General features: G+C 72.1%; 23 protein-coding genes. 8 read left to right on the top strand and 15 right to left on the bottom strand.

Translation table 11 applies throughout. The annotated features are described in order from the left end of the window. Positions 1–2 precede the first annotated feature (2 nt). Positions 3–1,298, bottom strand: a complete 1,296-nt coding sequence (locus BUB75_RS01455; protein ID WP_073252576.1) for an MFS transporter — start codon at positions 1,296–1,298, stop codon at positions 3–5. A 92-nt stretch (positions 1,299–1,390) separates the two neighbouring features. Between BUB75_RS01455 and BUB75_RS01450 the strand changes: the two genes are divergently transcribed. Beyond that, positions 1,391–2,371: a GlxA family transcriptional regulator gene (locus tag BUB75_RS01450; RefSeq protein ID WP_073250632.1), complete on the top strand. Its 981-nt coding sequence runs from the start codon at positions 1,391–1,393 to the stop codon at positions 2,369–2,371. 4 nt (positions 2,372–2,375) lie between these two features. Here the strand turns inward: BUB75_RS01450 and BUB75_RS01445 are convergent, their stop codons facing one another. From BUB75_RS01445 to BUB75_RS01435, 3 genes are read right to left on the bottom strand one after another with little or no spacing between them, the layout of a single operon-like run. Next, positions 2,376–4,694 carry a [protein-PII] uridylyltransferase gene (locus BUB75_RS01445; RefSeq protein ID WP_073250631.1) on the bottom strand — a complete coding sequence of 773 codons (2,319 nt, stop codon included), beginning with the start codon at positions 4,692–4,694 and terminating at the stop codon, positions 2,376–2,378. Further along, positions 4,684–5,025 (bottom strand): P-II family nitrogen regulator, encoded by a 342-nt coding sequence (locus BUB75_RS01440; RefSeq protein WP_073250630.1) that lies wholly within the window; start codon positions 5,023–5,025, stop codon positions 4,684–4,686. The genes BUB75_RS01445 and BUB75_RS01440 overlap by 11 nt, the downstream gene beginning before the upstream one ends. Before the next feature lie 6 nt (positions 5,026–5,031). Beyond that, positions 5,032–6,369, bottom strand: a complete 1,338-nt coding sequence (locus tag BUB75_RS01435; protein WP_178379731.1) for an ammonium transporter — start codon at positions 6,367–6,369, stop codon at positions 5,032–5,034. Positions 6,370–6,624: 255 nt separating this feature from the next. Here BUB75_RS01435 and BUB75_RS01430 point away from each other — a divergent pair, with 255 nt between their 5' ends. From BUB75_RS01430 to BUB75_RS01410, 5 genes are all read left to right on the top strand, one after another. Next, positions 6,625–8,670 carry an NAD-binding protein gene (locus tag BUB75_RS01430; protein WP_084740119.1) on the top strand — a complete coding sequence of 682 codons (2,046 nt, stop codon included), beginning with the start codon at positions 6,625–6,627 and terminating at the stop codon, positions 8,668–8,670. Beyond that, complete coding sequence (locus BUB75_RS01425) at positions 8,645–9,619, top strand: TIGR04222 domain-containing membrane protein (protein ID WP_073250628.1); 975 nt, start codon at positions 8,645–8,647, stop codon at positions 9,617–9,619. The genes BUB75_RS01430 and BUB75_RS01425 overlap by 26 nt, the downstream gene beginning before the upstream one ends. A gap of 121 nt (positions 9,620–9,740) precedes the next feature. After that, complete coding sequence (locus BUB75_RS01420) at positions 9,741–10,685, top strand: TIGR04222 domain-containing membrane protein (RefSeq protein ID WP_073250627.1); 945 nt, start codon at positions 9,741–9,743, stop codon at positions 10,683–10,685. Beyond that, positions 10,682–11,518: an MbnB/TglH/ChrH family RiPP precursor modification enzyme gene (locus BUB75_RS01415; RefSeq protein WP_073252571.1), complete on the top strand. Its 837-nt coding sequence runs from the start codon at positions 10,682–10,684 to the stop codon at positions 11,516–11,518. The genes BUB75_RS01420 and BUB75_RS01415 overlap by 4 nt, the downstream gene beginning before the upstream one ends. Continuing rightward, on the top strand, positions 11,515–12,057 hold the full coding sequence (locus BUB75_RS01410; RefSeq protein WP_073250626.1) for an SCO6045 C-terminal-like domain-containing protein: 543 nt from the start codon (positions 11,515–11,517) through the stop codon (positions 12,055–12,057). Before BUB75_RS01415 ends, BUB75_RS01410 begins: the two co-directional genes overlap by 4 nt. A 7-nt stretch (positions 12,058–12,064) precedes the next feature. Here the strand turns inward: BUB75_RS01410 and BUB75_RS01405 are convergent, their stop codons facing one another. From BUB75_RS01405 to ftsY, 3 genes are read right to left on the bottom strand one after another with little or no spacing between them, the layout of a single operon-like run. Next, positions 12,065–13,081, bottom strand: a complete 1,017-nt coding sequence (locus BUB75_RS01405) for a hypothetical protein (RefSeq protein WP_143174980.1) — start codon at positions 13,079–13,081, stop codon at positions 12,065–12,067. 55 nt (positions 13,082–13,136) lie between these two features. Continuing rightward, entirely contained in the window at positions 13,137–13,925 is a 789-nt protein-coding gene (locus BUB75_RS01400) for a phosphotransferase (protein ID WP_035857132.1), read from the bottom strand. Further along, on the bottom strand, positions 13,922–15,103 hold the full coding sequence (ftsY, locus tag BUB75_RS01395; protein WP_073250624.1) for a signal recognition particle-docking protein FtsY: 1,182 nt from the start codon (positions 15,101–15,103) through the stop codon (positions 13,922–13,924). Before ftsY ends, BUB75_RS01400 begins: the two co-directional genes overlap by 4 nt. 176 nt (positions 15,104–15,279) lie before the next feature. On the opposite strand from ftsY, the gene BUB75_RS01390 reads away from it, so the two are divergent. Beyond that, positions 15,280–16,980, top strand: coding sequence for an alkaline phosphatase D family protein (locus BUB75_RS01390; RefSeq protein ID WP_073250623.1), 1,701 nt, complete (start codon positions 15,280–15,282; stop codon positions 16,978–16,980). 213 nt (positions 16,981–17,193) lie between these two features. On the opposite strand, the gene smc is transcribed toward BUB75_RS01390, so the two are convergent. From smc to BUB75_RS48380, 3 genes are all read right to left on the bottom strand, one after another. Then, on the bottom strand, positions 17,194–20,763 hold the full coding sequence (smc, locus tag BUB75_RS01385) for a chromosome segregation protein SMC (RefSeq protein ID WP_073250622.1): 3,570 nt from the start codon (positions 20,761–20,763) through the stop codon (positions 17,194–17,196). Positions 20,764–21,021: 258 nt separating this feature from the next. Continuing rightward, positions 21,022–21,225 (bottom strand): hypothetical protein, encoded by a 204-nt coding sequence (locus tag BUB75_RS01380; protein WP_073250621.1) that lies wholly within the window; start codon positions 21,223–21,225, stop codon positions 21,022–21,024. A gap of 221 nt (positions 21,226–21,446) precedes the next feature. Continuing rightward, positions 21,447–21,707 carry an acylphosphatase gene (locus BUB75_RS48380; protein WP_073252569.1) on the bottom strand — a complete coding sequence of 87 codons (261 nt, stop codon included), beginning with the start codon at positions 21,705–21,707 and terminating at the stop codon, positions 21,447–21,449. A 190-nt stretch (positions 21,708–21,897) separates the two neighbouring features. Between BUB75_RS48380 and BUB75_RS01370 the strand changes: the two genes are divergently transcribed. Further along, positions 21,898–22,740: a CAP domain-containing protein gene (locus tag BUB75_RS01370; RefSeq protein WP_143174979.1), complete on the top strand. Its 843-nt coding sequence runs from the start codon at positions 21,898–21,900 to the stop codon at positions 22,738–22,740. 26 nt (positions 22,741–22,766) lie between these two features. Here BUB75_RS01370 and BUB75_RS01365 read toward each other — a convergent pair whose 3' ends face one another. From BUB75_RS01365 to rpmF, 5 genes are all read right to left on the bottom strand, one after another. Then, positions 22,767–23,141: a response regulator transcription factor gene (locus BUB75_RS01365; RefSeq protein ID WP_073250619.1), complete on the bottom strand. Its 375-nt coding sequence runs from the start codon at positions 23,139–23,141 to the stop codon at positions 22,767–22,769. 67 nt (positions 23,142–23,208) lie between these two features. Beyond that, on the bottom strand, positions 23,209–24,081 hold the full coding sequence (mutM, locus tag BUB75_RS01360; protein ID WP_073250618.1) for a bifunctional DNA-formamidopyrimidine glycosylase/DNA-(apurinic or apyrimidinic site) lyase: 873 nt from the start codon (positions 24,079–24,081) through the stop codon (positions 23,209–23,211). 4 nt (positions 24,082–24,085) lie between these two features. Then, on the bottom strand, positions 24,086–24,910 hold the full coding sequence (rnc, locus tag BUB75_RS01355; RefSeq protein ID WP_073250617.1) for a ribonuclease III: 825 nt from the start codon (positions 24,908–24,910) through the stop codon (positions 24,086–24,088). Between the two features lie 14 nt (positions 24,911–24,924). Beyond that, complete coding sequence (locus BUB75_RS01350; RefSeq protein ID WP_073250616.1) at positions 24,925–26,010, bottom strand: hypothetical protein; 1,086 nt, start codon at positions 26,008–26,010, stop codon at positions 24,925–24,927. 68 nt (positions 26,011–26,078) lie between these two features. Then, entirely contained in the window at positions 26,079–26,252 is a 174-nt protein-coding gene (rpmF, locus tag BUB75_RS01345; RefSeq protein ID WP_073250615.1) for a 50S ribosomal protein L32, read from the bottom strand. Positions 26,253–26,299 lie beyond the last annotated feature (47 nt).

The raw sequence follows: 26,299 nt of genomic DNA, 5'->3' as shown, positions 1-26,299 counted from the left end.
GGTCAGCTGGCTGTGGCCACTACTGGGCTCAAATCCTTCCCCTTGAGCGTAGCCGCCCCTCGACCCCGGCCGACGCCGACCGAGAGAGTGGCGGCGAGAAGGCACAGCGCACCGGCGGCGTACCAGGCGGGCGTGTACGTGCCGAACGTGTCCCGAATCCACCCGGCACCGGTCGCCATCAGCGCCGCGCCGAGCTGGTGGGACGCGAACACCCACCCGAAAACGACCGGCGCGCGATCGCCGAACGCCTGCCGGCAGAGCGCCACCGTCGGCGGCACGGTGGCCACCCAGTCCAACCCGTAGAACACGATGAACAGCAGCATCGTCGGCCCCACGCCGTGCCCCAGCGACGGCATCAGCGCCGGGAGCAACAGCAGCGACGCACCACGCAGCCCGTAGTACACGAGCAGCAGCAGCCGCGGGTCGTAGCGGTCGGTAAGCCAGCCGGACGCGATCGTCCCGACGATGTCGAAGATCCCGATCATCGCGAGCAGGCTCGCCGCCGCCGTCGTGGGCAGGCCGTGGTCGTGCGCCGCCGGCACGAGGTGGGTTCCGATCAACCCGTTGGACGACGCTCCGCAGATCGCGAACCCGCCCACCAACAGCCAAAACGTACCGCTTCGGACGCCGAGCGCGAGGCCACCGAAGGCGGAACGGACAGCGCCCGTGCTGGTGGAACGCTCGGGGCTCGGCTCGTCGGTGCCGTACCGGGTCAGCCCGACATCCTCCGGCCGGTCGCGGAGGAACAACACGACGAGTGGCACCACCGCGAGGGCGCACGCGCTGACCGCCAGCGACGCGACCCGCCAGCCCTGGGACTCGGCCAGCGCGGCCACCGGCGGCAGGAAGACCAGCTGGCCGGTGGCGCTGCCCGCGGTGAGGATGCCGACCACCAGGCCGCGCCGGGCGACGAACCACCGGTCGGCGACCGAGGCGGCGAACACCAGCGCCATCGACCCGGTGCCGAGCCCGACCAGGACGCCCCAGCAGAGCACGAGCTGCCAGCGCGCGGTCATCCCGACCGTGGCCGCCGCACCAGCCGAGACCAGCAGCAACGCGCCGGTGGTCACCCAGCGCAGGCCGAGCCGCTGGATCAGCGCGGCGGCGAACGGAGCGGTGAGCCCGAACAGCACGAGATTGACCGTGACCGCGAGCGAGATGTCGGCCGTCGACCAGCCGAACTCCTCCTGCAACGGAAGGATCAGGACGCTCGGCGCGGCGCGGAACGCGGCGGCGCCGACCAGCGCGACGAACGCGACGGCGGCGACCAGCCAGGCGCGGTGGATCCTGGGCTTCACAGCGGCAGCGGAGTTGACCACGGCAACCAGCTTCGCCGACGGCTCTGCGTCCGACCAGTGGCCCGCGAGACACCATGTGAAAGAATCAGGCCATGGATGCTCGCCATCGCGTTGCCGTCCTCCTGCTCGACGATGCGGTCCCGTTCGACGCCGGTATCCCCGGGCAAGTCTTCGGCTCGGCCGACCGGGGCGGCAAGGGGCTCTACCGCGTGCACGTGTGCTCGCCGGGCGCCGCGCCAGTGCAGACCACCGCCGGCTACGCGATCCTGCCGAAGTACGGGCTGGAGGAGCTGGAGACCGCCGACACCGTGCTGATCCCCGGCATCCGCGGAAAGACCGCCGGGACGCGAGACTTTCCGACCGAGGCGCTGGACGCGGTGCGCGCGGCCGCCGCGCGTGGCGCACGGACGGCGTCGATCTGCACCGGCGCTTTCGTGCTCGCGGCGACCGGCCTGCTGGACGGACGGCGCGCGACCACGCACTGGCTCTGGGCGGACGCATTCCGCGCCCGCTACCCCCAGGTGACGCTCGACCCCGACGTGCTGTTCATCGACGACGGGCCGATCGCCAGTTCGGCCGGGGTCGCCGCGGGTATCGACCTGTGCCTCCACCTGGTGCGGCGCGACCACGGCAGCGAGGTGGCCAACCACGCGGCGCGGCGGTGCGTGGCGCCGCCGTGGCGCGAGGGCGGCCAGGCGCAGTACGTCGAGCGTCCGATGCCGGCCACGTCCGACGCGTCCACCGGCTCGACCCGCGCCTGGGCGCTGGAGCACCTGAACGAATCACTCGACCTCGCGACGCTGGCCGCGCACGCCGGGATGAGCGTCCGGACGTTCACCCGGCGGTTCCGGCAGGAGACCGGGCAGGCACCGGGGACGTGGCTGACCGCGCACCGGGTGGACCGGGCCCGCCACCTGCTGGAGGAGACCGACCTGTCCGTGGAGCGGATCGCCCACCGGGCCGGCTTCGGGACGACCGCGTCGCTACGGCAGCATTTCGCCGCGTCGGTCGGTACGTCCCCCGGCGCGTACCGCCGCACTTTCCGTGCTGCGCCGGGGAACGGGACCGCGTGACGCCCTAGTTCTGCGCGGCGGCCAGCACCGCCTTGGTGATCTCGTCCTGCTCCAGGTCGCTTCCGATCAGGTAGAACGCGTCGACGACCGCGGACCCGAACGTGCTGATCCGGGCACCCCGCACCACCGCACCCGCCTCCTCCAGCGCGGCCGTGACGTCGTGCAGCAGCCCGCGCCGGTCCTCGGCACGCAGCTCCAGGACCGTGGCGTTGCTCGAGGCGTCCGGCACCCAGCTGACCTGCGGCGGCGCCACCGTCGTGTTCTCCCGAGCCTCGGCCTCGCGGCGGGCCAGCGCGGACGACACGTCGTAGTTGCCCGCTACCGCCCGGCGCAGGTCGGCCGTGAGCAGCGTCGGATCGGGCAACCGCCCGAACCGCGGCGAGGCCCGCACCACCACGACCGGACGGCCGTCGAACGTCCCGGCGTCGGCCGCGTAGACGTCGAGCCGGTGCAGCGCGCAGATGCCCGCGGTCCGGCTCAGCAACTGCTGCACGCCCTCGCCGCCGACCACCGCGACCTCGTCGCCGTGGACGGTGACCGTGCACTCCCCCGGCGCCGGTAGCGGGTCGGTGGCCGCGAACACCTCCGCCGGGCGCGGACGCGGCGTGGGCGGCGTCCCCTGGCCGATCAGGACGTGCACCCGCCGGACCAGGTCGCTGACCAGGCCGGCCTTCCAGCCGCTCCAGGCCGCCGGGCCGGTGGCCGCGGCGTCGGCCTCGGTGAGCGCGTGCAGGACGTCGAGCAGCACCCCGTCATGCCGGACCGCCTCGGCGACGACCTCCAGCGTCGCCGGGTCGTCCAGGTCACGCCGGGTGGCGGTGTCGGCGAGCAGCAGGTGGTACCGGACCAGCCGGACCAGCGCGTCGGTGTCCTCTCCCGCCAGTCCGAGCCGGACCGCGATCCGGCTCGCGATCTCGGCACCGACTTCCGAGTGGTCACCCGGTAGTCCCTTGCCGATGTCGTGCAGCAGCGCGCCGATCAGCAGCAGATCCGGACGGGCGACCCGCCGCGTCAGCGGCGCCGCCGCCACGGCGGCCGCCACCAGGTGCCGGTCGACCGTGTAGCGGTGCAGCGCGTTGCGCTGCGGGAGCGAGCGGACCCGGCCCCACTCCGGCAGCCACTTCTCCACCATGCCGTGCCGGTCGCAGGCCTCCCAGACGCCGATCGCGGCCTCACCCGCCCCGAGCAGCGCGACCAGCGAGTGCACCGCGGTCTCCGGCCAGACGTCCGGCAGCGGCGGCGCGGCGGTCGCCAGCCGCTCCAGCGCCGACCGGCCCGGCGGAATGTTCGCCACCGCGGCGGCCGCGGCGAACCGCAGCGGCAGCACCGGGTCGAGCGCCGGGTCGACGCCACGCGCCAGCACGACCTCGCCGTTCTGCTCCACGACACCCTCGGCGAGCGGCCGCCGGTTCACCGTCGAGCGGCGCCGGATCGGCCACCGGCGACGCTTGCTGAGCAGGCCGTCGACCTGCCGCCACGCGGTGTCGGACGCGTACGCGATGGTGCGGGCCGCATCGGCCACGGCGTGCAGGAGCGCGTCCGCGTCCGCGTAGTTGAGGGCCTCGGCGACGGCGTCCTGTTCGGCCAGCAGGAGCCGGTCGAGCGCACGATCGCTCGTCCGGTGCAGTGCGTCCCGGGTGTCGAGCAGCAGCCGGTAGGCGTCGCGCACGCTGCCCCTGGGCGCGTCCACCAGCTGGGCGTAGGCCAGCGCACGCAGGGTCACCGCGTCGCGGATTCCGCCGCGGGCTTCCTTCAGGTCGGGTTCGAGGAGGAACGCCAGCTCACCGGCGGTCCGCCAGCGCGCCTCGGTGAGTTCGCGCAGTTCGCCCAGCCAACCGGCCGGGCTGGCCCGCCAGGCGGCGCGGACGGCGGCGGCCAGTTCGTCGGCCAGCGCCCGGTCACCGGCCACGTATCGCGCGTCCAGCAGCCCCAGGGCCGCTTTGACGTCGGTGCGAGCCACCGCCACCGCCTCGTCGACGGTGCGGACGGCGTGGTCGAGTCCGACCGCCGAGTCCCAGATCGGATACCAGACGGACTCGGCGATCTCGGAGATCCGGGGATGTCCGGTGTGGAGGAGAACGAGGTCGACGTCGCTGTGGGCGACGACCTCGCGGCGACCCAGGCTGCCGACGGCGACCAGGGCCACGCCCGCGACCGGCGGCAACAGCCCCGCCAGCCAGCGGTCGAGCGCGTCGGAGAGCTGAGCCCGCGACGGTGGGCCGCCGACTCCGAAGGGCGCTCGGACGTCCGGAGCCTCACGGCCGGCCGGGTCATTCGACCCGGCCGGCCCGTTCAGGCTGCCATTCTGCCTGTCAGAGGGCATCGAGTCCGCGCTCGCCGGTACGGACCCGGATCACCTCGTCGACCGAGGTGACCCACACCTTGCCGTCGCCGATCTTCCCGGTGCGGGCGGCGGCGACCAGCGCGTCGACGACCTTGGCGGCGTCGATGTCGTCGACCACGACCTCGATGCGCACCTTCGGTACGAAGTCGACCTGGTACTCGGCGCCCCGGTAGACCTCGGTGTGGCCCTTCTGCCGTCCGTAGCCCTGGACCTCGGAGACCGTGAGGCCGGCGATGCCCAGCGCCGAGAGGGCGCCCTTGACGTCCTCCAGCTTGAACGGCTTGATGACTGCGGTGACCAGCTTCGCCATCGGGCTCTACTCCTTACCGGCCGGAGCCGCTTCGCGGACGCTCTGGTCGTTGATACCAGCCGGGGCCGGACCACCGACGACGCCCGAGCGGAGGCTGCTGCCCGACACGAAGTCGTAGGCCGACTCCGCGTGGACCGCGGTGTCGATGCCCTCGATCTCCGCTTCCTCGTCCACCCGGAAACCGATCGTCTTCTTGATGATGAAGCCGATGATGTAGGTGACGACGAACGAGTAGCCCAGGACCGCGAACGAGGCGACTGCCTGCTTGCCCAGCAGACCGAGGCCGCCGCCGTAGAACAGACCGTTGGTGTCGGCCACGACGGTGTCGGTGGCGAGCAGACCGATCAGCAGCGAGCCGGCCAGACCGCCGACCAGGTGGACGCCGACGACGTCGAGCGAGTCGTCGAACCCGAGGCGGTACTTGAGACCGACGGCCAGGGCGCAGACCGCACCGGCCAGCAGACCGATGATCAGCGCACCGACCGGGTTGACCGAACCACAGGCGGGGGTGATCGCGACGAGACCGGCGACCGCACCCGACGCCGCACCCAGGGTGGTGGCGTGCTTGTCGCGGACCTTCTCGATCACGAGCCAGGACAGCACCGCGGCAGCGGTGGCGACCTGCGTGTTGATGAACGCGATGCCCGCGGTGTTGTTGGCGGCGACGGCCGAACCGGCGTTGAAGCCGAACCAGCCGAACCACAGCAGACCGGCACCGAGCAGGACCAGCGGCAGGTTGTGCGGCTTGAAGCTCTCCCGCGGCCAACCCTTGCGCTTGCCGAGCACCAGCGCGAGCGCCAGGCCGGCGGCACCGGCGTTGATGTGGACCGCGGTCCCACCGGCGAAGTCCAGCGCCTGCAGGTCGTTGGCGATCCAGCCACCCTGCGTGGTGTCGCCGTCGAACGCGAACACCCAGTGGGCGACCGGGAAGTAGACCAGCGTCGCCCAGACGCCGGCGAAGATCATCCACGCGCCGAACTTGGCCCGGTCCGCGATCGCACCGGAGATCAGTGCGACGGTGATCACCGCGAACATGAGCTGGAAGGAGGCGAACACGGTCTCGGGCAGCGTGCCGGAGACCCCGGTGAGCGTGCCCTTCAGGCCGATCTTGCCCAGGCCGCCGACGAGGCCACCGAAGGCGTCGTCGTCGAACGCGAGCGAGTAGCCGTAGAGCATCCAGAGGACCGTGACGAGCCCGAGCGCACCGAAGCTCATCATCATCATGTTGAGGACGCTCTTCGCGCGGGTCATCCCGCCGTAGAAGAGCGCCAGACCCGGCGTCATGAGTAGGACGAGGGCGCTGCTGGCGAGGATCCAGGCGGTATCGCCGGAGTTGATTTCCATGCCCCTCCTTCCGAGGAACAAAGATGTGGGGGTCACCGCAGACTGGTTAGGGCCGGGTAACCCTTCGCCTGCGTCGACGCCAGCGTGGTGCGAGGACGTTTCGACGGGCGTTCAGAGGAGTTTCTTGTTCGTGACGCTGTGTTTCTTGCCAGTTAACTCTTCCCCACACGGATTTCACGTGGCGGCGCGCTGACCTGCAGAAATCCGTACCATCCCGGGCATGACGCCCACTGTTCTCACTCCGAGGTCGCCTGTATGGAGTTAACGGGGTCACACCCGCCGGTCGTTCTGGTGGGCTCCGATGCGCTAGCCGTTCGGCTGGTCGAGGAGCTCGGCAAGCTGGAGGACGTCGCGACCGGTAGGAAGCCGACCACGATGCCGGCCAACGGTTCCCGGCTCCGTCGGCTTCCGTCCGCACGGCCGGCCGCTCGCCCGGCGTCCTCATCGGAGACGGGATGGGTCACGGTCGTCGTGCCGGACCTGGAGGGGCCGTTCGTCCCCCACCTCCGACGGTCCGGAGCGACGGTCCGCACCGGTTCCGGGCGGGACAAAGCGGTGCTGGAGGCCGCCGGGGTTCCGAGCGCGTCGGCGCTCGTGCTACTGGCCGACGACGACGTCGGGAACCTGCACGCCGCGCTGGCCGCCCGCGAGCTGAACCCGGAGATCCGCCTGGTGATCCGGATGTTCGACGAGAAGCTCGCGCGCCGCGTCGAGGGTCTGTTCGGCCACGACTGCACCGTGCTCTCGTCGTCGCTGATCGCGGCACCGTCGTTCGTCGACGCCGCGCTCGGCGACGGACAGCAGCTGATCGAGATCGGCGGCCGCACACTCAACGCGGGACCGCCCGAAACCGTCGCAGGCAGCCCGTACGTCGTCCTCGCCCGCACCGATCCGGCCGCACCGGAGGGCACCGCGCTGCTGCCCGACCGCGACTGCACGGACGCCGAACTCGTGCTCGGCGAACCGGCGCTGCGGGTGGCCGACGTCACCCGCCGCCGGATGCGCTGGCCCGGCGGGTTCACCCGGTGGGCGAGCGGCCGTCTGCGATGGACGCTCGCCGGCCTGTCCGCGCTGGTGGCGGTCGGTTCCTTCGTGCTCAAGGACGGGCTGGGGCTGAGCTGGCTCAACTCGTTCTACGGAATGGTCTCCACGCTCACCACCGGAGCGCCGGACGGGGTCGAGCGCGCGGGCGCCGCGGTCACGCTGTTCGTGGCCGGTTCGATGCTGGCCGGCGTCGTCCTGATCGCGTTGATCACCGCGTTCGCGGTCGACGACCTGCTCGGCAGCCGGTTGGCGGGCACGTTCGGGCCCTCGGTCGGCCGGGTCACCGGGCACGTCGTCGTCTGCGGGCTGGGGACGGTGGGCCTCCGGATGGTCGAACAGCTCCGGGCCGCTGGGGTTCCGGTGGTCGGGATCGACACTGATCCGGACGCCTCGGTCGCGGCCGTGTCGCGGCGGCTGGGCGTCCCGGTCGTGCGCGGGGACGCCAGCGACGAGCACACGCTGCGCGCCGCCAGGGCGCACCGGGCGCGCAGCGTGGTCGCGGCGACCGACGACGACGTGGCGAACGTCGAGGTCGGGCTCGCGGTGTGGGCGATGGACCAGGACCTCCGCATCGTCCTCCGGCTGTTCGACCAGGACCTCTCCGACCGCATCACCGGCGCGCTGCCGCAGGCCGTCTCGCTGTCGGTCTCGGCCGCGGCCGCGCCGGTCTTCCTCGCCGCGATGCTCGGCCGCGAGGTCAAGGCCGCGATCGGGCACGGCCGGGGCGTGCTGCTGGTCGCCGAGGTACCGGTCGGGCCCGGCAGCCCCGCCGACCAGCAGCCGTTGAGCGACCTGGAGCAGTCCGGCCGCGTGCGGGTCTTCGGCCACGTCCGGGAGGTGGCGGCACCGCGCAACGGTGGCCGCGCAGGCGCCGGACGGACGCGGACCCTGACCTGGCATCCCCGCCCGGACGCCACGGTCGCCGCCGGAGACACCGTGTTACTGGTGGCGACCCGAGCCGGGCTGACCGACGTGCTGTTGCGCACGGGGGCGACGAGCGACGTTCCGGACGCGGGCGGTGTTCCGGAGGACGCCGGTCCGCCGTACGGAGCGCCGGCCGGACGTCGGTTCCGCCCGGTGTCGGCGCGGTTGGCGGGCCGGTGGCGGTCCGGGCCTGTCGCGGTGACGACACCGTGGAGCCCCTGGTCGTCGCTGCGTGCGATCCTCGACCGCCGAGCAGACCAGAACGTTCCGCGAGGGGACCCCGCGGCCGACGGCAGGGAGGCCCCCGATGAGAACCTTCGCGGCTCCCGGTGACACCTGGGGCATCTCCGGTCCCGCGTTCCTCCTGATCTACGTCGTCCTCGCCGGGGTGGCGATCGGGGCCACGGTGGTGATCCGGCACGCGCTCACTCGCGGCCCGGCGCCGCAGACGCTCCGCCCGATCACCGATCCCCTGCTGGTCGCGTTGCTGAGCGGCGGACCGTGGCTCGCCGTCCCGACCGCGATCGCCACGTTGCGCGCCCGCCACCTGGTCACCGCGGCTGCCGGCGGCGGCATCGTGGCGAGCAGGTCGACCGCCGACGGGCTGGGCTCGGTGGAGGCGGCCACCCTGTGGGCGATCGCCTCCGGGCGCACCCGGCTGTGGACGATCCTGGCCGACGGGCACGTGGCGGCCGCGATCGGCGCCGCGCGGGCCCGGTTGGAGCAGGACGGGCTCGCCACCACCGCGGCGCAGCGCGCGTATTACCGGCTCTCCGGGCTGCTTCTGGTGCCGGTGCTGGTACTCGGGGTCGTGCGGTGGTTCGCCGGGGTTGCGCGTGGCGAGCCGGTCGGCGTCCTCACGTTGCTGGTGTTCGTTCTGGTCCTCGTCGAGCTGGTGTTCCTGCTGGGTAGCGTCCCGGACACCACGCACGCCGGTCGAACGGCGGTGCGGCAGGAAGTTCGCCGCTACGAACACCTCCGGCCGTCGTACCGGCCGGCCTTCGACGCCTACGGAGCGACCGGTGCGGCGATGGGCGTCGCGCTGTTCGGCGCCGCGTCGCTGTACGTCGCCGACCCGGCGTTCGCCACGGAGGCCGGGATCCCGAACTCGGACGTGGGCGCGAGCGGTTCGACGGTTGACAGCGGATCCGGGTCGTCGTCGTGCAGCAGTTCCTCGTCGGGCAGTTCGTCCTCGTCGTGCAGCAGCTCGTCCTCGTGCAGTTCGTCCTCGTCGTCGTGCAGTTCGTCGTCCTCGTCGAGCGGGTCGAGCTGCGGCGGCTGACCAGGCTGTCAATACTGCGACACGCCCGAGCCGCGCACCGGGTCGACCTGCCACTCTCAGCTCAGAAGGGCCTGTCCCGGACGGACGGGCACGGGAGCGGACAAGCGGAAGGAGGCGCCCGATGAGAATCCTCGCGGCTCCTGGTGACACCTGGGGGATCCCCGGGACGACGTTCCTGATCGGATACGCGGTCCTGGCCGGGGTCTCGATCTGGTTGGCGGTCGTGCTGCGCCGCGGCATCGCGCGGGGCGCCGGACCGGAGACCCTGCTGCCGGTGTCCGATCCGTTCGCGCTCGCGCTGCTGGCCGGTGGGCCGCTGCAGGCCGTCCAGTCCGCGATCGCCGGGCTACGGGCACGCCACCTGGTCACCGCTGCTTCCGGCGGTGGCGTCGCGGCGTCCCGTCCGCCGATCAACGGCCTGCACCCGCTGGAGAACGCCGTCCACCGGGCGATCACCGGCGGCCGCAAGCACGTCTGGATGCTGCTGGCCGACCAGCGGGTCCGGCAGGCGGTCGACATCGTTCGTAAGGACCTGGAACAGGCCGGGCTGGTGCTCACCGGCCCGCAGCGGGTGACCTACCGGTTCCTCGGGCTGCTGCCGGCGCCGGTGCTGATGCTCGGCGCCGTCCGGTTCTGGGACGGAGCGGCCGCGGGCAAGCCGGTCGGGTACCTGACCGCGCTGCTGATCGTGCTCACCGTGATCCAGATCTTCTTCCTGCTCGGTGGCGCGCCGGAGAAGACCAAGGCCGGTGAAACCGCGCTCCGGGACGAGATCCGCCGCCACGATCACCTCAAGCCCGAGCTCAACCCGGCGTGGGGTGCGTACGGTGCGGTCGGTGCGGCGATGGGCGTCGCGCTGTTCGGCACCGCGGCGCTGTACGCTGCCGACCCCGCGTTCGCTGCCGAGTCGGAGATCCGGCGAGCGGCGGCGGCCGGTACGTCGAGCTCGTCGAGCAGCGGCAGCGGGGACAGCGGTTCGTCGTGCAGCAGCTCGTCATCGTGTTCGAGCGGGTCGAGCTGCGGTGGCGGCGGTGGTTGCGGCGGAGGAGGAGGGTGCGGCGGATGAGCTCGCTGCCGGAGCTGGGCGTCGGGGTCGGTTGGCGCCCGGAGATCGCGGGGATCGTCGCGGAGCTGCCGGACCTGCGGTTCTGCGAGGTCGTCGCGGAGGGCATCCACACGCACCTGCCGCTGTCCGGCCCGCTGGCGACGCTGCGGGAACGCGGGGTGACGTGCGTGCCGCACGGCGTCCGGCTGTCGCTGGGCGGCGCCGAGCCGGTCGAGCCGTCGCGGGTGGCGCACCTGGCCGAGTGCGCGGCGCTGCTGGACGCACCGCTGGTCAGCGAACACATCGCGTTCGTTCGGGCCGGTGACCTGGAGGCGGGGCACCTGCTGCCGGTGCCCCGGACCCGAGCCGCGGTGGACGCGCTGGCCGCGAACTACGCCCGCACCGTCGACGGGCTGGGTGGTGTACCGCTGGCGCTGGAGCCGATCGCGGCGCTGTTCGACTGGCCGGACGACGAGTACGACGAGGCCGACTTCCTGAACGCGGTCCTCGACCGAACCGGCGCGCTCCTGCTGCTGGACGTCGCGAACGTGTACGCGAACGCGCAGAACCGCGGCCAGGATCCGGTCGCGCTGCTCGACCGCTTACCGCTCGATCGGGTCGCGTACGTCCACGTGGCCGGTGGGCGGGAGCACGAGGGGCTGTACCACGACACGCACACCGATCCGGTGCCGCAGCCGGTACTGGACTTGGTGACCGCGCTGGCCGAGCGTGCGACGCCGGCCGGGTGGCTGCTCGAACGCGACGGCGACTACCCGCCGGCCGAGGTGCTCCGCGCCGAACTCGCCGCGATCACCACGGCGGTCGAGGCGGGCGTCGTCGCAGGCGCCCGATGAACGAGCCCGCCGCGGGCGCCGAAGGCGGGAACGCAGGCGCGGGCGCGCCAGGCCGGCGCGCGGGCGCCGCGAGCGCGGGCGCCGCGAGCGCGGGCGCCGCGAGCGCGGGCGCCGCGAGCGCGGGCGCCGCGAGCGCGGGCGCCGCGAGCGCGGGCGCGGCGGCCCGCGCAGGCGGCGCCGCGGAGCTGGCGGCGGCGCAGGCTGCGCTGGTGGCCGCGCTCGTCGGTGGCGGCGAGCTACCGCCGGGCTTTGACGCCGACCGGGTGGGCGCTGCTCGCCGGGCGCTGCTGCGGAAGCGGGCAGGCGAGGTCGCGCGGGCCTGGCCGCTGCTGGCCGCGTCGCTGGGTGCGGCGTTCACTCCGCGCTTCGTGCAGTGGGCGGCCGGGCGCCCGCCGTCGGGTTCGTTCGCCGACGGCCTCGCGTTCGCTCACTCCCTCCGCGACGCCGGCGAACTCCCCCCGCTGGCCGCCGAAGAACTCGCCCAGCGCGCGCCCCGTCCGGCGAAGCCCCGCCGCCGGTTCTGGCGACGAGGTACGTGACAGATCGCTAGGCCGGGTCGTCCGGAAGCCGGACCAGATCGTGTGCGTACAGCCTGGTGGTCTTCGCGTCCCGGTGGTCGAACTGCACCGTGTACCGCACGTGGTAGGCGGCCGAGCCGTGGATGGCGGTGACGGTGCCCGGCGCCCCTTCCTCGATGTTGCCGGTCAGGTAGTGCTTGTCGGCCGCCAACGCGACCCGGTCGCCGCGTGCGAACGGTTGCGGCTGGATCCGGGTGAGATACAGGTAGATCGGCAACGTGGCCGCACCGAGGAACCCGACCAGGAGCATCACCACCGCTACGGCGAGCGGCGGCGTCCAGCGGGCGGAGGCGTCATGGGCGACCAGGAAGCAGACCGCCAGCGTGCAGGACGTCATGATGAACAACCCGGAAGCCGCGATCGCCAACAACGACTTGCGCCGTTCGACGTAGAGCCGACTGATCGCGGTCCAGCTGGCGACGTGGAGGCGGCGGGTCGCCACCCACCCGTACGAGAGATAACCGAATGCGCCCCACACGGTCAGCAGCGCGATCAGCAGGACGATGCAGACGCTGATCCAGTCGGGCCCGCCCTGCGGGTAACGAATATCGCAGTACAGGTCGACCCCGAGGCAGAGCAGCGCGAACATCGGAATTGCCGAGAACTGGCTCAGTAACCGATTCGCGTAGTAGAAGACGTCTCCGCCGATCGACGCCTGAATCAGGGCCAGCACGGAGAAGACGGAGAACTGTCCGGCGATCAGGAACTGCACCCCGGCGAACAGGTGCTCGGCGGCCAACGAGCCGGGCCGGTTCGCATCCGCGCCCATCGCCGCGTAGGTCAGCGCCGCCAGCGCGAGTCCGAAGAACGAACAGACCATCGTCGCCAGCGCCTCGCGCAGCACGAACGCCTGGCGTCCATCGGACGCCGATCCCCCTAATGATCCCGAAACGATGACGACGACGCCCGCGAATGCGAAGCCGGCCAGCACTCCGGCCAATTGCGAATACATGGTTGCCACGGCACCCAGATCCGCGTCGCGCATCCTCGAAATGGTAGTCAGCGCTCACGCGGAGAAGTGCCGGGTTTCCGGATGACTCCTAACGCAGCGCGTGCTCCAGAAGATGGCGCTCGTGGTCTATGAGACGGAGGTCGCGCACGGGGCGTTTGAGGTGGCCCTTCTGCACGATCCGGACGAACGCCGGCTCGCCCGCTTCTGCCATCCGCCGGATGCCCTCGATGTGATCGACGATCCGGGTGCGGATCGTGCGCACCAACCGAGCCCGGTCGCGCGGCGTCAGCCCGTACGCGTCCGCGAACAGCCGTAGCCGCCGCGGCCGATCCGGATGGCGCCAGCCGAGCGTCCGGGAGTCCCGGTCGGAGAAGAGCGGTACCCAGGTCCACGCCGAGTACGCGACGTCGTAGATCCGGGCACCGGGCGACGAGAGATCGAAGTCGATCATCGCCAGCGTCCCGTCCGGCCGCCAGACGACGTTGTGCGGCGCCGCGTCGTGGTGGCAGATCACCTCGGTGTCGGGCGGAGGCGGCCCGAACGAGCGCCAGCGCGTGCCCGGCGGTGGCACGAACCCGGCCTGGGCGTCGTGGAACAGCCGCAGCATCGTCGCGACGGTGACCAGCGCTTCGTCGGTCGTCCAGTGCGGTTTGAGCGGGTACTCCCCGGTCTCGCCGTCGAGGTACGAGAGAACCTCGCGGCCCTTCTCGTCGATCCCGAACGCGCGCGGCGCGCCGGTGAAGCCGACCGCTTCGAGGTGGCGAAGCAGCGCGTGCACGGCAGGCGTCCACGGGCCGGCTGTCCGTCTGACGGTGTCACCGACCCGGACGACAGTGCTGACGCTGCCGCCCTCGAGCGGAATCTCCTGTTGCGTCACGCCGCCTCGCCGAGGAGCGCGTCGACGAAGGCCGCCGGTTCGAACGGAGCCAGGTCGTCCGGGCCTTCGCCGAGCCCGATCAGCTTGACCGGGATGCCCAGCTCACGCTGGACGGCGATCACGATGCCGCCCTTGGCGGTGCCGTCCAGCTTCGTCAGCACCACCCCGGTGACGTCGACGACCTGGGTGAACACCCGGGCCTGCGCCAGGCCGTTCTGGCCCGTGGTGGCGTCGAGGACGAGCAGGGTCTCGTCGACCGGCCCGTGCTTCTCGATCACCCGCTTGACCTTGCCGAGCTCATCCATGAGACCCACCTTGTTCTGCAACCGGCCAGCGGTGTCTACCAGCACGGTATCCACCTTCGCCGCAATTCCCTGCCGAACGGCGTCGAACGCCACCGAAGCGGGGTCGGCGCCCTCCGGACCGCGGACTGTCTCCGCACCTACCCGTTCGCCCCAGGTTTGCAACTGGTCGGCGGCGGCGGCGCGGAACGTGTCGGCGGCGCCCAGCAGCACGGTACGGCCGTCGGCGACCAGGACGCGCGCGACCTTTCCGCAGGTCGTGGTCTTGCCGACGCCGTTGACGCCGACCATGAGCACGACCGCGGGACGGTCGGCGTGCGGTGCGGTGCGCAGTGCCCGGTCGACGTCGGCGCCGATCGCGGCGACCAGCTCGTCGGCGAGCAGTTTCCGCAGCTCGTCGGGGGTACGGGTGCCGAGTACCCGGGTCCGCTCGCGCAGCCGCTCGACGATCTCGGTGGTGGCGGCCACCCCGACGTCGGCGGTGAGCAGCGCGTCCTCGACCTCTTCCCAGTCGTCCTCGTCGAGGTGGTCGCGGGAGAGCAGGGCCAGCAGGCCGCGGCCGAGCGCGTTCTGCGAGCGGGAGAGGCGGGACCGCAACCGGACCAGACGGCCCGCGGTCGGCTCCGGGACCTCGATCGCCGGCTTCTCCGGCACCACCGGCGCTTCCGGTACCGCCGGAGCCTCCGGCTCGACGACCGGCGCCTCCTCGACCGGCGGCCGGACCAGCGTGTCGGTGCCGCCCGAGACCTCGTCGGCGACCTTGCCCGGGGTCACCGGCGGAAGGTCGATCCGGCCACGGCGGCGGGGAACGAGCAGTCCGACGCCCGCGCCGATCAGCACGACGAGCAGGACTGCACCGAGGATCAGGTACTCCATGACACGAATCCTGTCAGACCCGTGCTTCGTTCGGCGTCGTGCCTCCACAGGGAGCGCTTACGTGATCGTTCATGGGGCGGTTGCCGGAGTGCGGTGGGGCGCGCGGGAGGACGTTCGGGATGATGGACTTCGGGGGAACACCTGAGCTGGTCACGTTGACAGCAGATTGGGCGAACATGGCTGCGCTCGTACTCGGTCCGTTGCTCCGGCACGTCACCGACACCAGCGTCACGGTATGGGTCGAGACCGACGCTCCCTGCGAGGTCGACGTGCTCGGCCGCACGGCAAGGACGTTCTGCGTCCACGGCCACCACTACGCGCTGGTCGTCGTCGACGGCCTGCAGCCCGGCACCCAGCAGCAGTACGAGGTCACGCTCGACGACACCGTCGTGTGGCCGGAACCGGACTCGCCCTATCCGCCCTCGGTGCTGCGCACACCGGCACCGGAGCACACCCAACGGCTGATCTTCGGCTCCTGCAGGCACGCCACCCCCAACGCGCTCGAACAGATGGGCTACGAGCCGGACGCGCTGGACACGTTCGCCCAGCGGATGGCGACCGAGGAGCCCGGCCGGTGGCCGGACGCCGTCCTGCTGCTCGGCGACCAGGTGTACGCCGACCACACCTCACCGAAGACGCAGGAGTTCATCCGCAGCCGCCGCCCGGTCGACGAGCCGCCGTTCCTCGAGGTCGCGAACTTCGAGGAGTACACGGCGCTCTACCAGGAGTCCTGGAGCGACCCGGACATCCGCTGGCTGCTGGCCAACGTCCCGAGCGCGATGATCTTCGACGACCACGACGTCCGCGACGACTGGAACACCTCGTACGCATGGCGGCGCGACGTGGAGAACACGTCGTGGTGGCGGTCCCGGATCATCGGCGGTCTGACGAGCTACTGGATCTACCAGCATTTAGGGAATCTCTCCCCGTCCGACCTAGCGCTCGACCCGATGTGGCTCGCGGTCCGCGCGGCAGGCGACGCCGGGGTGGACGCCGCGCCGCTGCTGGAGAAGCTGGCCGCGACCTCCGATGCGGAGGTGGACGGCGAGCCGGACGCCGGCGTGCGCTGGAGCTACACGATCGACTACGGGCGGACCCGGGTCGTCGTCGTGGACACCCGGTGCGGCCGGGTCCTGACCGAGACCGACCGGGCGATGATGAGCGACGCCGAGTTCGAGTGGCTCGCCGAACAGTTCGACGGCGACTACGACCACCTGCTCGTCGCGTCCTCGCTGCCGTGGCTGTTGCCGTGGGCGATCCACCACGTGGAGAACTGGAACGAGGCGCTGTGCGCGGGTAGCCGCGGGCCGCGGCTGGCCAAGATCGGCGAGGTCGTCCGGCGAGCCGCCGACCTGGAGCATTGGTCGGCGTTCGCGGAGTCGTTCGAGCGGCTGGGACGGCTGCTGGCGGAGGTGTCCCGCGGCGAGCGTGGCCCGCGTCCGGCGAGCATCGCGGTGCTCTCCGGGGACGTCCACCACGCGTACGTGGCGAAGGCGTCGTTCGACCCGCCGGGGGAAACGCCGGTCTACCAGCTCGTCGTGTCGCCGGTGCACCAGACCGTGCCGAGCGCGATCAAGCTGGGCTTCACCGTGGGCTGGAGCCGGTTGGCGGCGGCGGTGGCGCGGCCGATGGCGCGCTGGGCGAAGGTGCCGAAGTCGGCCGTGCGCTGGACCCGGCTGTCCGGGCCGTTCTACGGCAACGAGCTGGGCACGCTGGTGATCGACGGCCGGGTGGCCCGGTTCAGCCTGGAGCGTGCGCTCCGGACGCCGGGCAGCGCACCGCGGCTGTCGACGGTGAACCAGACACCCCTGTCCTGGCGCGACCGGGCGACTGCCGACCCGGTCGCACCGTTCCCGGCGCGCGCCGAGCTCAACTGAACGTCGGCAACCGAACGTTCGGGGCGTGCGCCGGGCGAACGTCCGCGCACGCCGGCGGGGCCATCCTGGTCCTACCAACACAACGAGCGGAAGGAGCGGGACGATGAGCTACGGGACCGAAACCTACGAGGAGTCCGGCTCGGCCGGCACCGACTACTTCTGCTACGAGAACGGCTACTACTACCGGGCCACCGCGCGTCCGCGCGACGACCGCTAAGCGCTCGCCGCGTCCTTCAGGCGCTGGCTGATCACCTGCGTGATCCCGTCACCGCGCATGCTGACGCCGTACAGCGCATCGGCGATCTCCATCGTCCGCTTCTGGTGGGTGATGATGATCAGCTGACTGGACTCCTGCAACTGCTCCAGCAGCGTGATCAACCGCCCCAGGTTCGTGTCGTCGAGCGCCGCCTCGACCTCGTCCATCACGTAGAACGGCGACGGGCGCGCCCGGAAGATCGCGACCAGCAGCGCGACCGCGGTCAGCGACCGCTCGCCGCCGGACAGCAGCGACAGCCGCTTGACCTTCTTGCCCGGCGGCCGCGCCTCCACCTCGACGCCGGTGGTCAGCAGATCGTCCGGGTCGGTGAGGAAGATGCGCCCCTCGCCGCCGGGGAACAGCGTCCGGAACACCACCTCGAACTCTCGCGCGGTGTCCTCGAACGCGCTCTTGAACACGTCGTGGATCCGGTCGTCGACCTCTTTCACCACGGTCAACAGATCCCGACGGGTGTCCTTGAGGTCTTCGAGCTGCGTGCTGAGGAACTTGAACCGCTCCTCCAGCGCCGCGAACTCCTCCAGCGCCAGCGGGTTGACCTTGCCGAGCAGCTGCAGGTCACGTTCGGCCTTCGCGGCCCGCTTCTCCTGCGTCGCCCGGTGGTACGGCAGCGCGGGCGGCGGTGGTTCGCCGTTCTTCTCCGCCTCGGCGATCTCGGCCTGGGTCGGCGGCACCGGCATCTGCGGCCCGTACTCGTTCGCCAGCGTCTCGACGTCGATCGCGAAGTCGTCGGCGGCCTTGGCTTCCAGCTGCTCGATCCGCATCCGCTGCTCGGCCCTGGCCACCTCGTCGCGGTGCATCGCGTCGGTGAGCCGGTCGAGCTCGGCGGCCAATTCGCGCACCCGGGCCCGGACACCGGTCAGCTCGGCCTCGCGGGCGACCCGCGCCTCGGCCACCGCGTCGCGCTCCTCGGCCGCCGCGGCGAGGGAGATCTCAATGCGATCCAGCGCCGTCCGGGCACCGGACGAGACGGCCCGCGCCACCGCAGCACCCCGCGCCCGCGCGGCGCGGGCGGCCTCGGCGCGAGCCCTGGCAGCCCGTTCCGACGCCGCGGCCCGTTCCAGCGACTCCGCCCGGCCGGCCAGCGACCGGACCCGTTCCTCGGCGGTGCGGACGGCCAGCCGCACCTCCATCTCGTTCTGCCGCGCCTGGCTCGCCAGCGCCTGGAACTCGTCCCGCTCGTCGGTCGACGGCTCGTCGTCCAACGGGGTCTCTTCGGCCGCCACCAGCCGTTCCTCCAGGGCGGCCAGGCCCTCGAGGTCCTTGTCCCGCGCTTCCTCGGCGCGCTGCCTGCCCTGCGCCAGCCGCTCGGCCTCGCCGCGCACCGAGCGGGCGGCGGCCGACAGCTCGGCGATCCGCCTCGCCGCCTGGTGGCGGGCTCCCTCGGCTTCCTTCTGCGCCGCGGCGACCACCCGCACGGTCTCCTTGCGGGTGTCCACTTCCGCGCGGGCGGCGTCCAGCTGGGCGCGCAACCGTTCGCCGCGCCGCTCGGCCTCGGCCCGGTGGTCGCGGGCGTCGTCGACTGCGGCCTGGATCTCCAGCGTGCTCTGCGCCTTGGCGGCGCCGCCAGCCGCCTCGACCGCACCGACGACGTCGCCCTCCGGCGTGATCGCACGGATGCTCGGTTCGCGGGACACCAGCGTGCGGGCGGCGTCCACCGAAGGCACGAACGCGACCTGGTGCAGCGCGCGCCGGACCGCGGGACGCAGGTCGTCGTCGACCTTGACCAGGTCGACCGCCCACCGGGCGCCGTCGGGCAGGACGGGCCAGGGGCCGTCGGCCCCGGGGGCGTTCTCCGCCACCAGCAGCGTGGCCCGGCCGGCATCGGCCGACCGCAACCACTCGATCGCGTCGACCGCACTGTCCACGGACGCCACTGCGACCGCGTCGGCGAGCCCGCCGAGCGCCGCCGCGAGCGCGGCCTCGTACCCGGCTTCGACGCTCAGCAGCCCGGACACGCCGCCGAGCAGGCCGGGAACCTGGTCACCGGCGGTCAGCAGAGCGCCCGCACCATCCTTTCGGGACAGTCCGAGTGCCAGCGCTTCCTGCCGGGCCTTCCACTCCGAGGCCTCGCGCTCGGCAACTCGCTCGCTCTGGACGAGCTCGCGGACCCGGGCCTCGGCGACCTCGAGCTCCTCGCGGGCGGCGGCGTGGCGGGCGAACAGGTCGATGTCGCCCTCGTCCAGGCCGTCGGCGGCTTCCTGCGCCATGTCCAACTCGGTCTGTGCCTCGTCGGCGCGGGTGTGCGCCTCGCTCAGCGAGGCCGACAGCCGGGCGATCTCGTCCTCGGCGGCGGTCGCGCGCGTCCGCAGCGCGTTGACCTGACCGGTCAGCCGCGCCAGGCCCTCCCGGCGATCGGCGACCGCCTTCATCGCGGCGACGTGGGCCCGTTCGGCGTCGTAGGCGCGCCGCTCGTACTCGGCCCTCGCCTCGGTCGCCTCGGCCAGGCGGTCCTGGTCGGCTTCGAGCGCCTCGGTGAGCGCCTCGTGCTGGCCGCGGACGACGGCGGCCTCGCGCTCGAGCGCCTCCGGGTCCCGGGTGGGGCGGCTGTCCTCCGGCTCTGCCGACAGGTACCGGAGACGCTCGTCGGCGAGCTGCGCCAGCCCGCGGAAACGCTCCTGCAACGCCGACAGCCGGTACCAGGTGTCCTGCGCGCGGGCGAGCACCGGGGCGTCGGCTGCCATCGCGGCGTCCAGCTCGGACTCGCGAGCGCGGTCGGCCTCCAGGTCCGCGTCGACCTGCCCGCGCCGTGCCCGCACCGCGGCCTCGTCGGCGACGTCCTGCTCCAGCGAGGTCCGCAGCGTCACCAGGTCGTCGGCGAGCAGCCGGAGCCGCGCGTCCCGCAGTGCGGACTGGACACCGGCGGCCCGGCGGGCCACCTCGGCCTGCCGGCCGAGTGGCTTGAGCTGGCGGCGCAGTTCGGCGGTGAGGTCGGTCAGGCGAGTGAGGTTCGCCTGCATCGCGTCCAGCTTCCGCAGCGCCTTTTCCTTGCGTTTGCGGTGCTTGAGGACGCCTGCGGCCTCCTCGATGAACCCACGACGGTCTTCCGGGCGCGACTGCAGGACGCTGTCGAGCTGGCCCTGGCCGACGATGACGTGCATCTCGCGGCCGATGCCGGAATCGGAGAGAAGCTCCTGAATGTCGAGCAGACGGCAGGAGTCACCGTTGATCTCGTACTCGGAATCCCCGGTACGGAACAGGCGCCGGGTGATCGACACCTCGGCGTACTCGATCGGCAACGCACCATCGTGGTTGTCGATCGTCAGCGTGACCTCGGCGCGCCCGAGCGGCGCGCGACCGGAGGTGCCGGCGAAGATGACGTCTTCCATCTTGCCGCCACGCAGGGCCTTCGCGCCCTGCTCACCGAGTACCCAGGCGATCGCGTCGACGACGTTCGACTTGCCCGAGCCGTTCGGCCCCACGACACACGTGATACCCGGCTCGAAACGCAGGGACGTCGAGGAGGCGAAGGACTTGAAGCCCCTCAGCGTGAGGCTTTTGAGGTGCACGACTCTCCGGCTGGGTGGGGTTCTCCGCGCGGCCGGTGCTCAGCGTTGAGGCGCGGGTGGGGGAAGGCTTTTGCTGACCATACCTTCCCCACCAGCGGCAATCTGCGCAGACGGGTTCGTGTCGGGGCGGGCCGGTGCGGCGGCCCTACGCGGTGCCCAACTACCTGTGCCGGATCGGTCGGGCTGAAGACCAGCGCAGCCCTCGCTGACCGTTTCTCCGGGCGGTCGGTCGCCGTACGCCACCCGGATCGGTCGGGGTCAGACGGGCTGGTGCTCCAGCTCAGCCACCCGGCTCAGCTCCGAATCGCGGTCGGAAAGCTCGGCAGCGAGCCGGTCGTTCTCGGCGCGGAGTCGAGCCACCTCGAACTCCAACGTCCGTACCGTCCCGCGCAGCCGCACTACCTCGTCGCGCAGTCGGCCGTCGGCAACATTGCCGATATGGCCGAAGAGGGCCTTCGCCATGGTGTCTCCTCGTATGGGCGTTCGAACGCCGTGTTTATGGTGACCCGTGGACGCGCAGAGGCACCGACCCTGTGGGCGATCCCGGGCCGGTACGTGTAGGGCGGCGGTCAACCCCTGATCACGCAGTCCACTGAAATGGTCCGCAAACAGCTTACGGGGTCGCGCGTCCTAGGTCACGCCAGGCGTGGGGATGGCCTCCGCCACATTCGGCCATACCCGTGTCAGCGCTCGAAAAAACCCGACAGTCCACCCTTAGGTGGAGTGAATCGCTCGACAACAAGATCCACGCGACCCGGCGTTGCGCCGCCGCGAAGGAGTTCCAGGAGCGCCTCGCAGTCGGTTCGGGGCCCCTCGGCGACAACTTCGACCCGTCCGTCGGCCGCGTTTCGGGCCCAACCGACGAGTCCGAGCTCCAGCGCGCGGCTCCGCGTCCACCATCGGAAGCCGACTCCCTGCACCCGGCCACGAACCCACGCGGTCAGTCGAACCGGCTGCCCGTCCGGCTCGTCTCCGGGGTGACGAGGCGCTTGACCCGGTACACCACCATCGGTGGTTCGACCCGGGTCTGCGGGAGTGCTCACGGAGGCCAACTCTAACCGCGCATTAAACCGACCTTGTGGTTGCGACGTGGGCCTGGTGCGTCGCCAGCAGCCGTTCCTAGGCTCGCCGCCGATGGAGCACCAACGGAGCAGTTACCGACCCCGCCACCGGCGGGCCGACAAGGTCGGCCCCACCCCCTGGCGTTCCGCCGGGGGACGCGGCGCAGCGCGCGACCGCGCCGGCTTCAGCACCCGCAGCGTCCTGGCGCTCGTCGTGCTGGCCGCGATCGTCGTCGGCGCGTGGATCCCGTGGTACCTCGGGCGCGCCGGTGCTGACACGTTGGAAACCGCCAGTGGCGCCCCGGTCTCGGTGGACGCACCGGCGAGCGAGCCCGTCGACGCGGCCAGCACTGACCCGTCGACCTCCGAGGACGACACCGCGAGCCGGGCACGCCGCCCGGAGGCGGCGGCTCCGAAGACGTCCGGCTCCCCCACGCCGTCGGCGACTGCTGCGGCGTCGCCGAGCAGCGCCGGATCGTCGGCGCCCGCGTCCGAGGCGAGCCCGGACGAGCCCTCCACCGCGCTGGCCGGCCCAGCGAGCGAGAGCGACCGGGTGATCGAGCTGGTCAACGTCGCCCGCGCCCAGGCCGGGTGCGAGCCGGTGCACGCCGACGCCCGCCTGGCGGCGGCCGCGCTGGAGCACAGCGAGGACATGGTTGCCCGCGACTACTTCTCGCACATGACGCCGGACGGCGTCTCGCCGTGGGACCGGGCCAAGGAAGCCGGCTACGAGGTGCCGACCGGCGAGAACATCGCGCTGGGCCAGCGGGACGCCGACGCGGTGATGGACGCGTGGATGAACAGCGAGGGCCACCGCGTGAACATCCTCAACTGCGGGTCGAAGGCGATCGGCGTCGGCGTAGCGACCAACCCCGCCGGAACCCCCTACTGGACCCAAATGTTCGGCGCCGAGTAGTGGGCGGCCCCCTGCGGGGACCACGGTCAGGTTCGCGCCCGGCTTAGTAGGGCGGTTACGCGGCTTTGGAGTTCTCGGGGGCTGAACGGTTTGACGATGTAGTCGTCGGCGCCGACGTTGAAGCCGGCCTCGACGTCGGATTCCTGCCCGCGGGCGGTCAGCAGGATGACCGGGATCGCGGTGGTGATCGCGTCGGCCCGCAGCTCGCGGCAGACGTCCAGTCCCGACATGCCCGGCATCGCGACGTCCAGCACGACGATGTCCGGCACCGCGCGACGCGCCTCGGTGAGCGCCGACGCCCCGTCGGTGGCGGTGATCAGCTCGTGTCCGGCGGCGCTGAGCTTGAACGCCACCAGATCGAGGATGTCGCGGTCGTCGTCCGCGACCAGGATCGTGCTCATCCCGCGCCCCCCGTGCGAGTTGGCATCAGGATGTGATGTAACCACAAAACGGGGCATTAACCCCGCGTTACCAGCGCGCCCGGCGAGGCCTCGGCTGGCATTTCGGGCAGCTGTACGACGACCGATTCATGAACGCGTCGCGACGGATCGGCGTCCCGCAGCGGGGACACGCCTGGTCGGCGCGCCCGTAGGCGGCCAGGGCCCGCTCGAAGTACCCGCTCTCCCCGTTCACGTTGACGTAGAGCGCGTCGAACGACGTTCCGCCCTGCTCCAGTGCCTCCTCCATCACGGCGCGGACACCGTCGAGCAGGCGGCGGATCTGCGGCCCGGTCAGCGCCTCGGTGGGCCGGGCGTAGTGCAGCTGCGCACGCCAGAGCGCCTCGTCCGCGTAGATGTTCCCGACGCCGGAGATCAACGTCTGGTCCAACAACGCCCGTTTGACGCCGGTGCGCTTACGCCGCAGGGCGGTCGCGAACGCGTCCGGGTCGAAGTTCGGGTCGAGCGGGTCCCTCGCGATGTGCCCGATGCTCGGCGGGACGTTCTCCCGATCGGCGCCCGGCGCGGGCAACGGCTCCACCGACAGCCCGCCGAACGTCCGCTGGTCGACGAAGCGCAGCTCGCTCTCGTCCGACGCGAACCGGATCCGGACCCGCAGATGGGTCTCGTCCGGCGCGTCCGGCGGCTGCACCAGCAGCTGGCCGCTCATCCCGAGATGGCCCACCAGGGCGTCACCACCGTCGGTCGGCAGCCAGAGGTACTTGCCGCGCCGGTGGGCGGCGAGCAGCGTCCGACCGATCAGGACCTCGGCGAAGTGCAGCGGACCGGCCGTGTGCCTGCGGATCGCCCGCGGGTTGTAGACCTCGACGGCTTCGATCGGGCGACCGAGGATCCAGCGGTCGAGGCCACGGCGGACGACCTCGACCTCGGGAAGTTCGGGCATCCGGTCAGCCGGCGGTGTCGGTGTCGGGAGCGGTGGGGCCGTCGCCGGGGTCCGGCTCGCCGTCGGCCACTGACGGCGTGACCGCGCTCTCCGCAGGCGCGACGCCCGGCGTCGTACCGGCGCGCGAGTCGATGCGGTTCCGCAGCGTGCGCCAGGCGAGCTCGGCCGCCTTCTGCTCGGCTTCCTTCTTGCTGCGGCCCTCGCCGCTGCCCAGCTCCTCGCCACCGACGACCGCGGTGGCCGTGAACGTCTTGGCGTGGTCGGGGCCGGCCTCGGTGACCCGGTACTCGGGCACACCGAACGCGTTGCTCGCGGTCAGCTCCTGGAGGCTGGTCTTCCAGTCCAGACCGGCGCCGCGCTGGGCGACGTCCGCCATCAGATCGTCGAACAGCCGGTGGATGACCTTGGACGCGGTCTCCAGACCGTGCTCCAGGTAGACCGAACCGAGCAGCGCCTCGAGCGTGTCGGCGAGGATGCTGGCCTTGTTGCGGCCTCCGGTCGCCTCCTCGCCCTTACCGAGCAGCAGGTGGGCACCGAGACCGCCGGGGCCGAGGTCGCGCGCCACACCGGCCAGCGCGCGCATGTTCACCACCGACGCGCGGAGCTTGGCCAGCTGGCCCTCGGGCAGATCGGGGTAACTCAGGTACAGCGACGACGTGATGACCAGGCCGAGGACGGCGTCCCCGAGGAACTCCAGCCGCTCGTTCGTCGGCAGCCCGCCGTTCTCGTACGCGTACGACCGGTGCGTCAGCGCGCGTTCGAGCAGATCCGCGCCCAGATCGACGCCGATCGCTTCCTCCAGCAGCGCTGCGGGGGGTCGCTCCCTCATCGCCGTGCCTTCTCTCAGGTCGCCGCCGGTGCGGCGGTCATCCGTGCCTGCGGGCGGGTCTGCGGTCGGACTGCCGACCGGTGCTGCTCGTCCGGACCGGCGTGCGGTGGTGCGGTCTCGGACGGTGGTTGGGGGTTGTCCAGGGCCGCACGGAGGTGGAGCAGGTAGTTGTCGCGGACCGCTGATGCTGCCAGCGCGACGCAGTCGGCCACGTCCGCGGGTCCGGCAGCGCCGTGGCCGATGACGACGGTTCCGGCGACGCCGAGCAGCGTGGCAGCCCGGCGCGAGCCCGGCCCGGTGGCCTCCGCCGTGCCGTTGGACGCCGTGCCGTTGGACGCCGTGCCGTTGGACGCCGTGCCGTTGGACGCCGCGAGCGCCAACGAGCCCTCCAGCGTCTTCAGCACCACGTTGCCGGTGAACCCGTCGGTGACCACCACGTCGGCGCGACCGCCGAGCGGGACGTCGTACCCCTCGACGAGACCGATGTAGTGCAGTCCGCTCCCGGCCAGCCCACGATCGGCCTTCTTGCGGAGCGGGTCGCCCTTGCCCGGTTCGGTGCCGACCGACAGCAGACCCACGCGGGGCAGGTCGAGGCCGAGGACGGCTCGCGCGTACGCCGAGCCCAGGCGTCCGTGCCGGACCAGATCGGCGTCGGAGGCCCCGGCGTGCGCACCGACGTCCACCAGCACCACCGGGTGCGCGGCGGCGGGCAGCAGCGCCGCGAGTACCGGACGGCGGTAGCCGGGGAGCTTGCCCAGTTCGGTGACCGCGGCGGCAACGGCGGCGCCGGTCGGACCGACGCTGACGACGGCATCCGCGGCGCCGTTTCGGACCGCTTCGACGGCCAGCCGCACCGAGGTCCGGCGGCCACGGACCGCCCGGACCGGCGCGTCCGCCATCCCGACGCCCTCGTCGGTGGGGAGCAGCGTGATCCGGTCGGCGACCGCGTCCCAGCGTGGTCGCAGGTCGGACGGGCCGGCGAGGACCAGGTGCAGGTGCGGGTCCTCAGCGAGGGCGGCGAGCGCCCCGTCGACGACCACGTCCGGCGCGCGGTCGCCACCGAGCAGGTCCAACGCGACCCGAACCGAACGCGCGACCATCACCGTGGCGTTGCTGGACGCCGTGGCGTGGTCGCGCGCCGGATCACCGGGCCGAGGTCTCCTCGGGCTCAGACCGCGACGACCTGACGGCCGTTGTAGGTGCCGCAGTTCGAGCACGCCGTGTGCGGCAGCTTCGGCGACCGGCAACGGTCACACGGCTGCGTGTTCACCACGGTGGTCTTCCACTGGGCGCGGCGCGAGCGGGTGTTGCTGCGCGACATCTTCCGCTTCGGTACGGCCACGGCTCTAGCTCCTGATTTCTATGGTCGTGCAGCCCCGAACGGGGCCG

Source organism: Cryptosporangium aurantiacum (assembly GCF_900143005.1).
In the GTDB taxonomy this organism is placed as follows: domain Bacteria; phylum Actinomycetota; class Actinomycetes; order Mycobacteriales; family Cryptosporangiaceae; genus Cryptosporangium; species Cryptosporangium aurantiacum.
The sequence above is the reverse complement of the archived record's forward strand: the minus strand, read 5'-3'. Positions and strand labels throughout refer to the sequence as shown.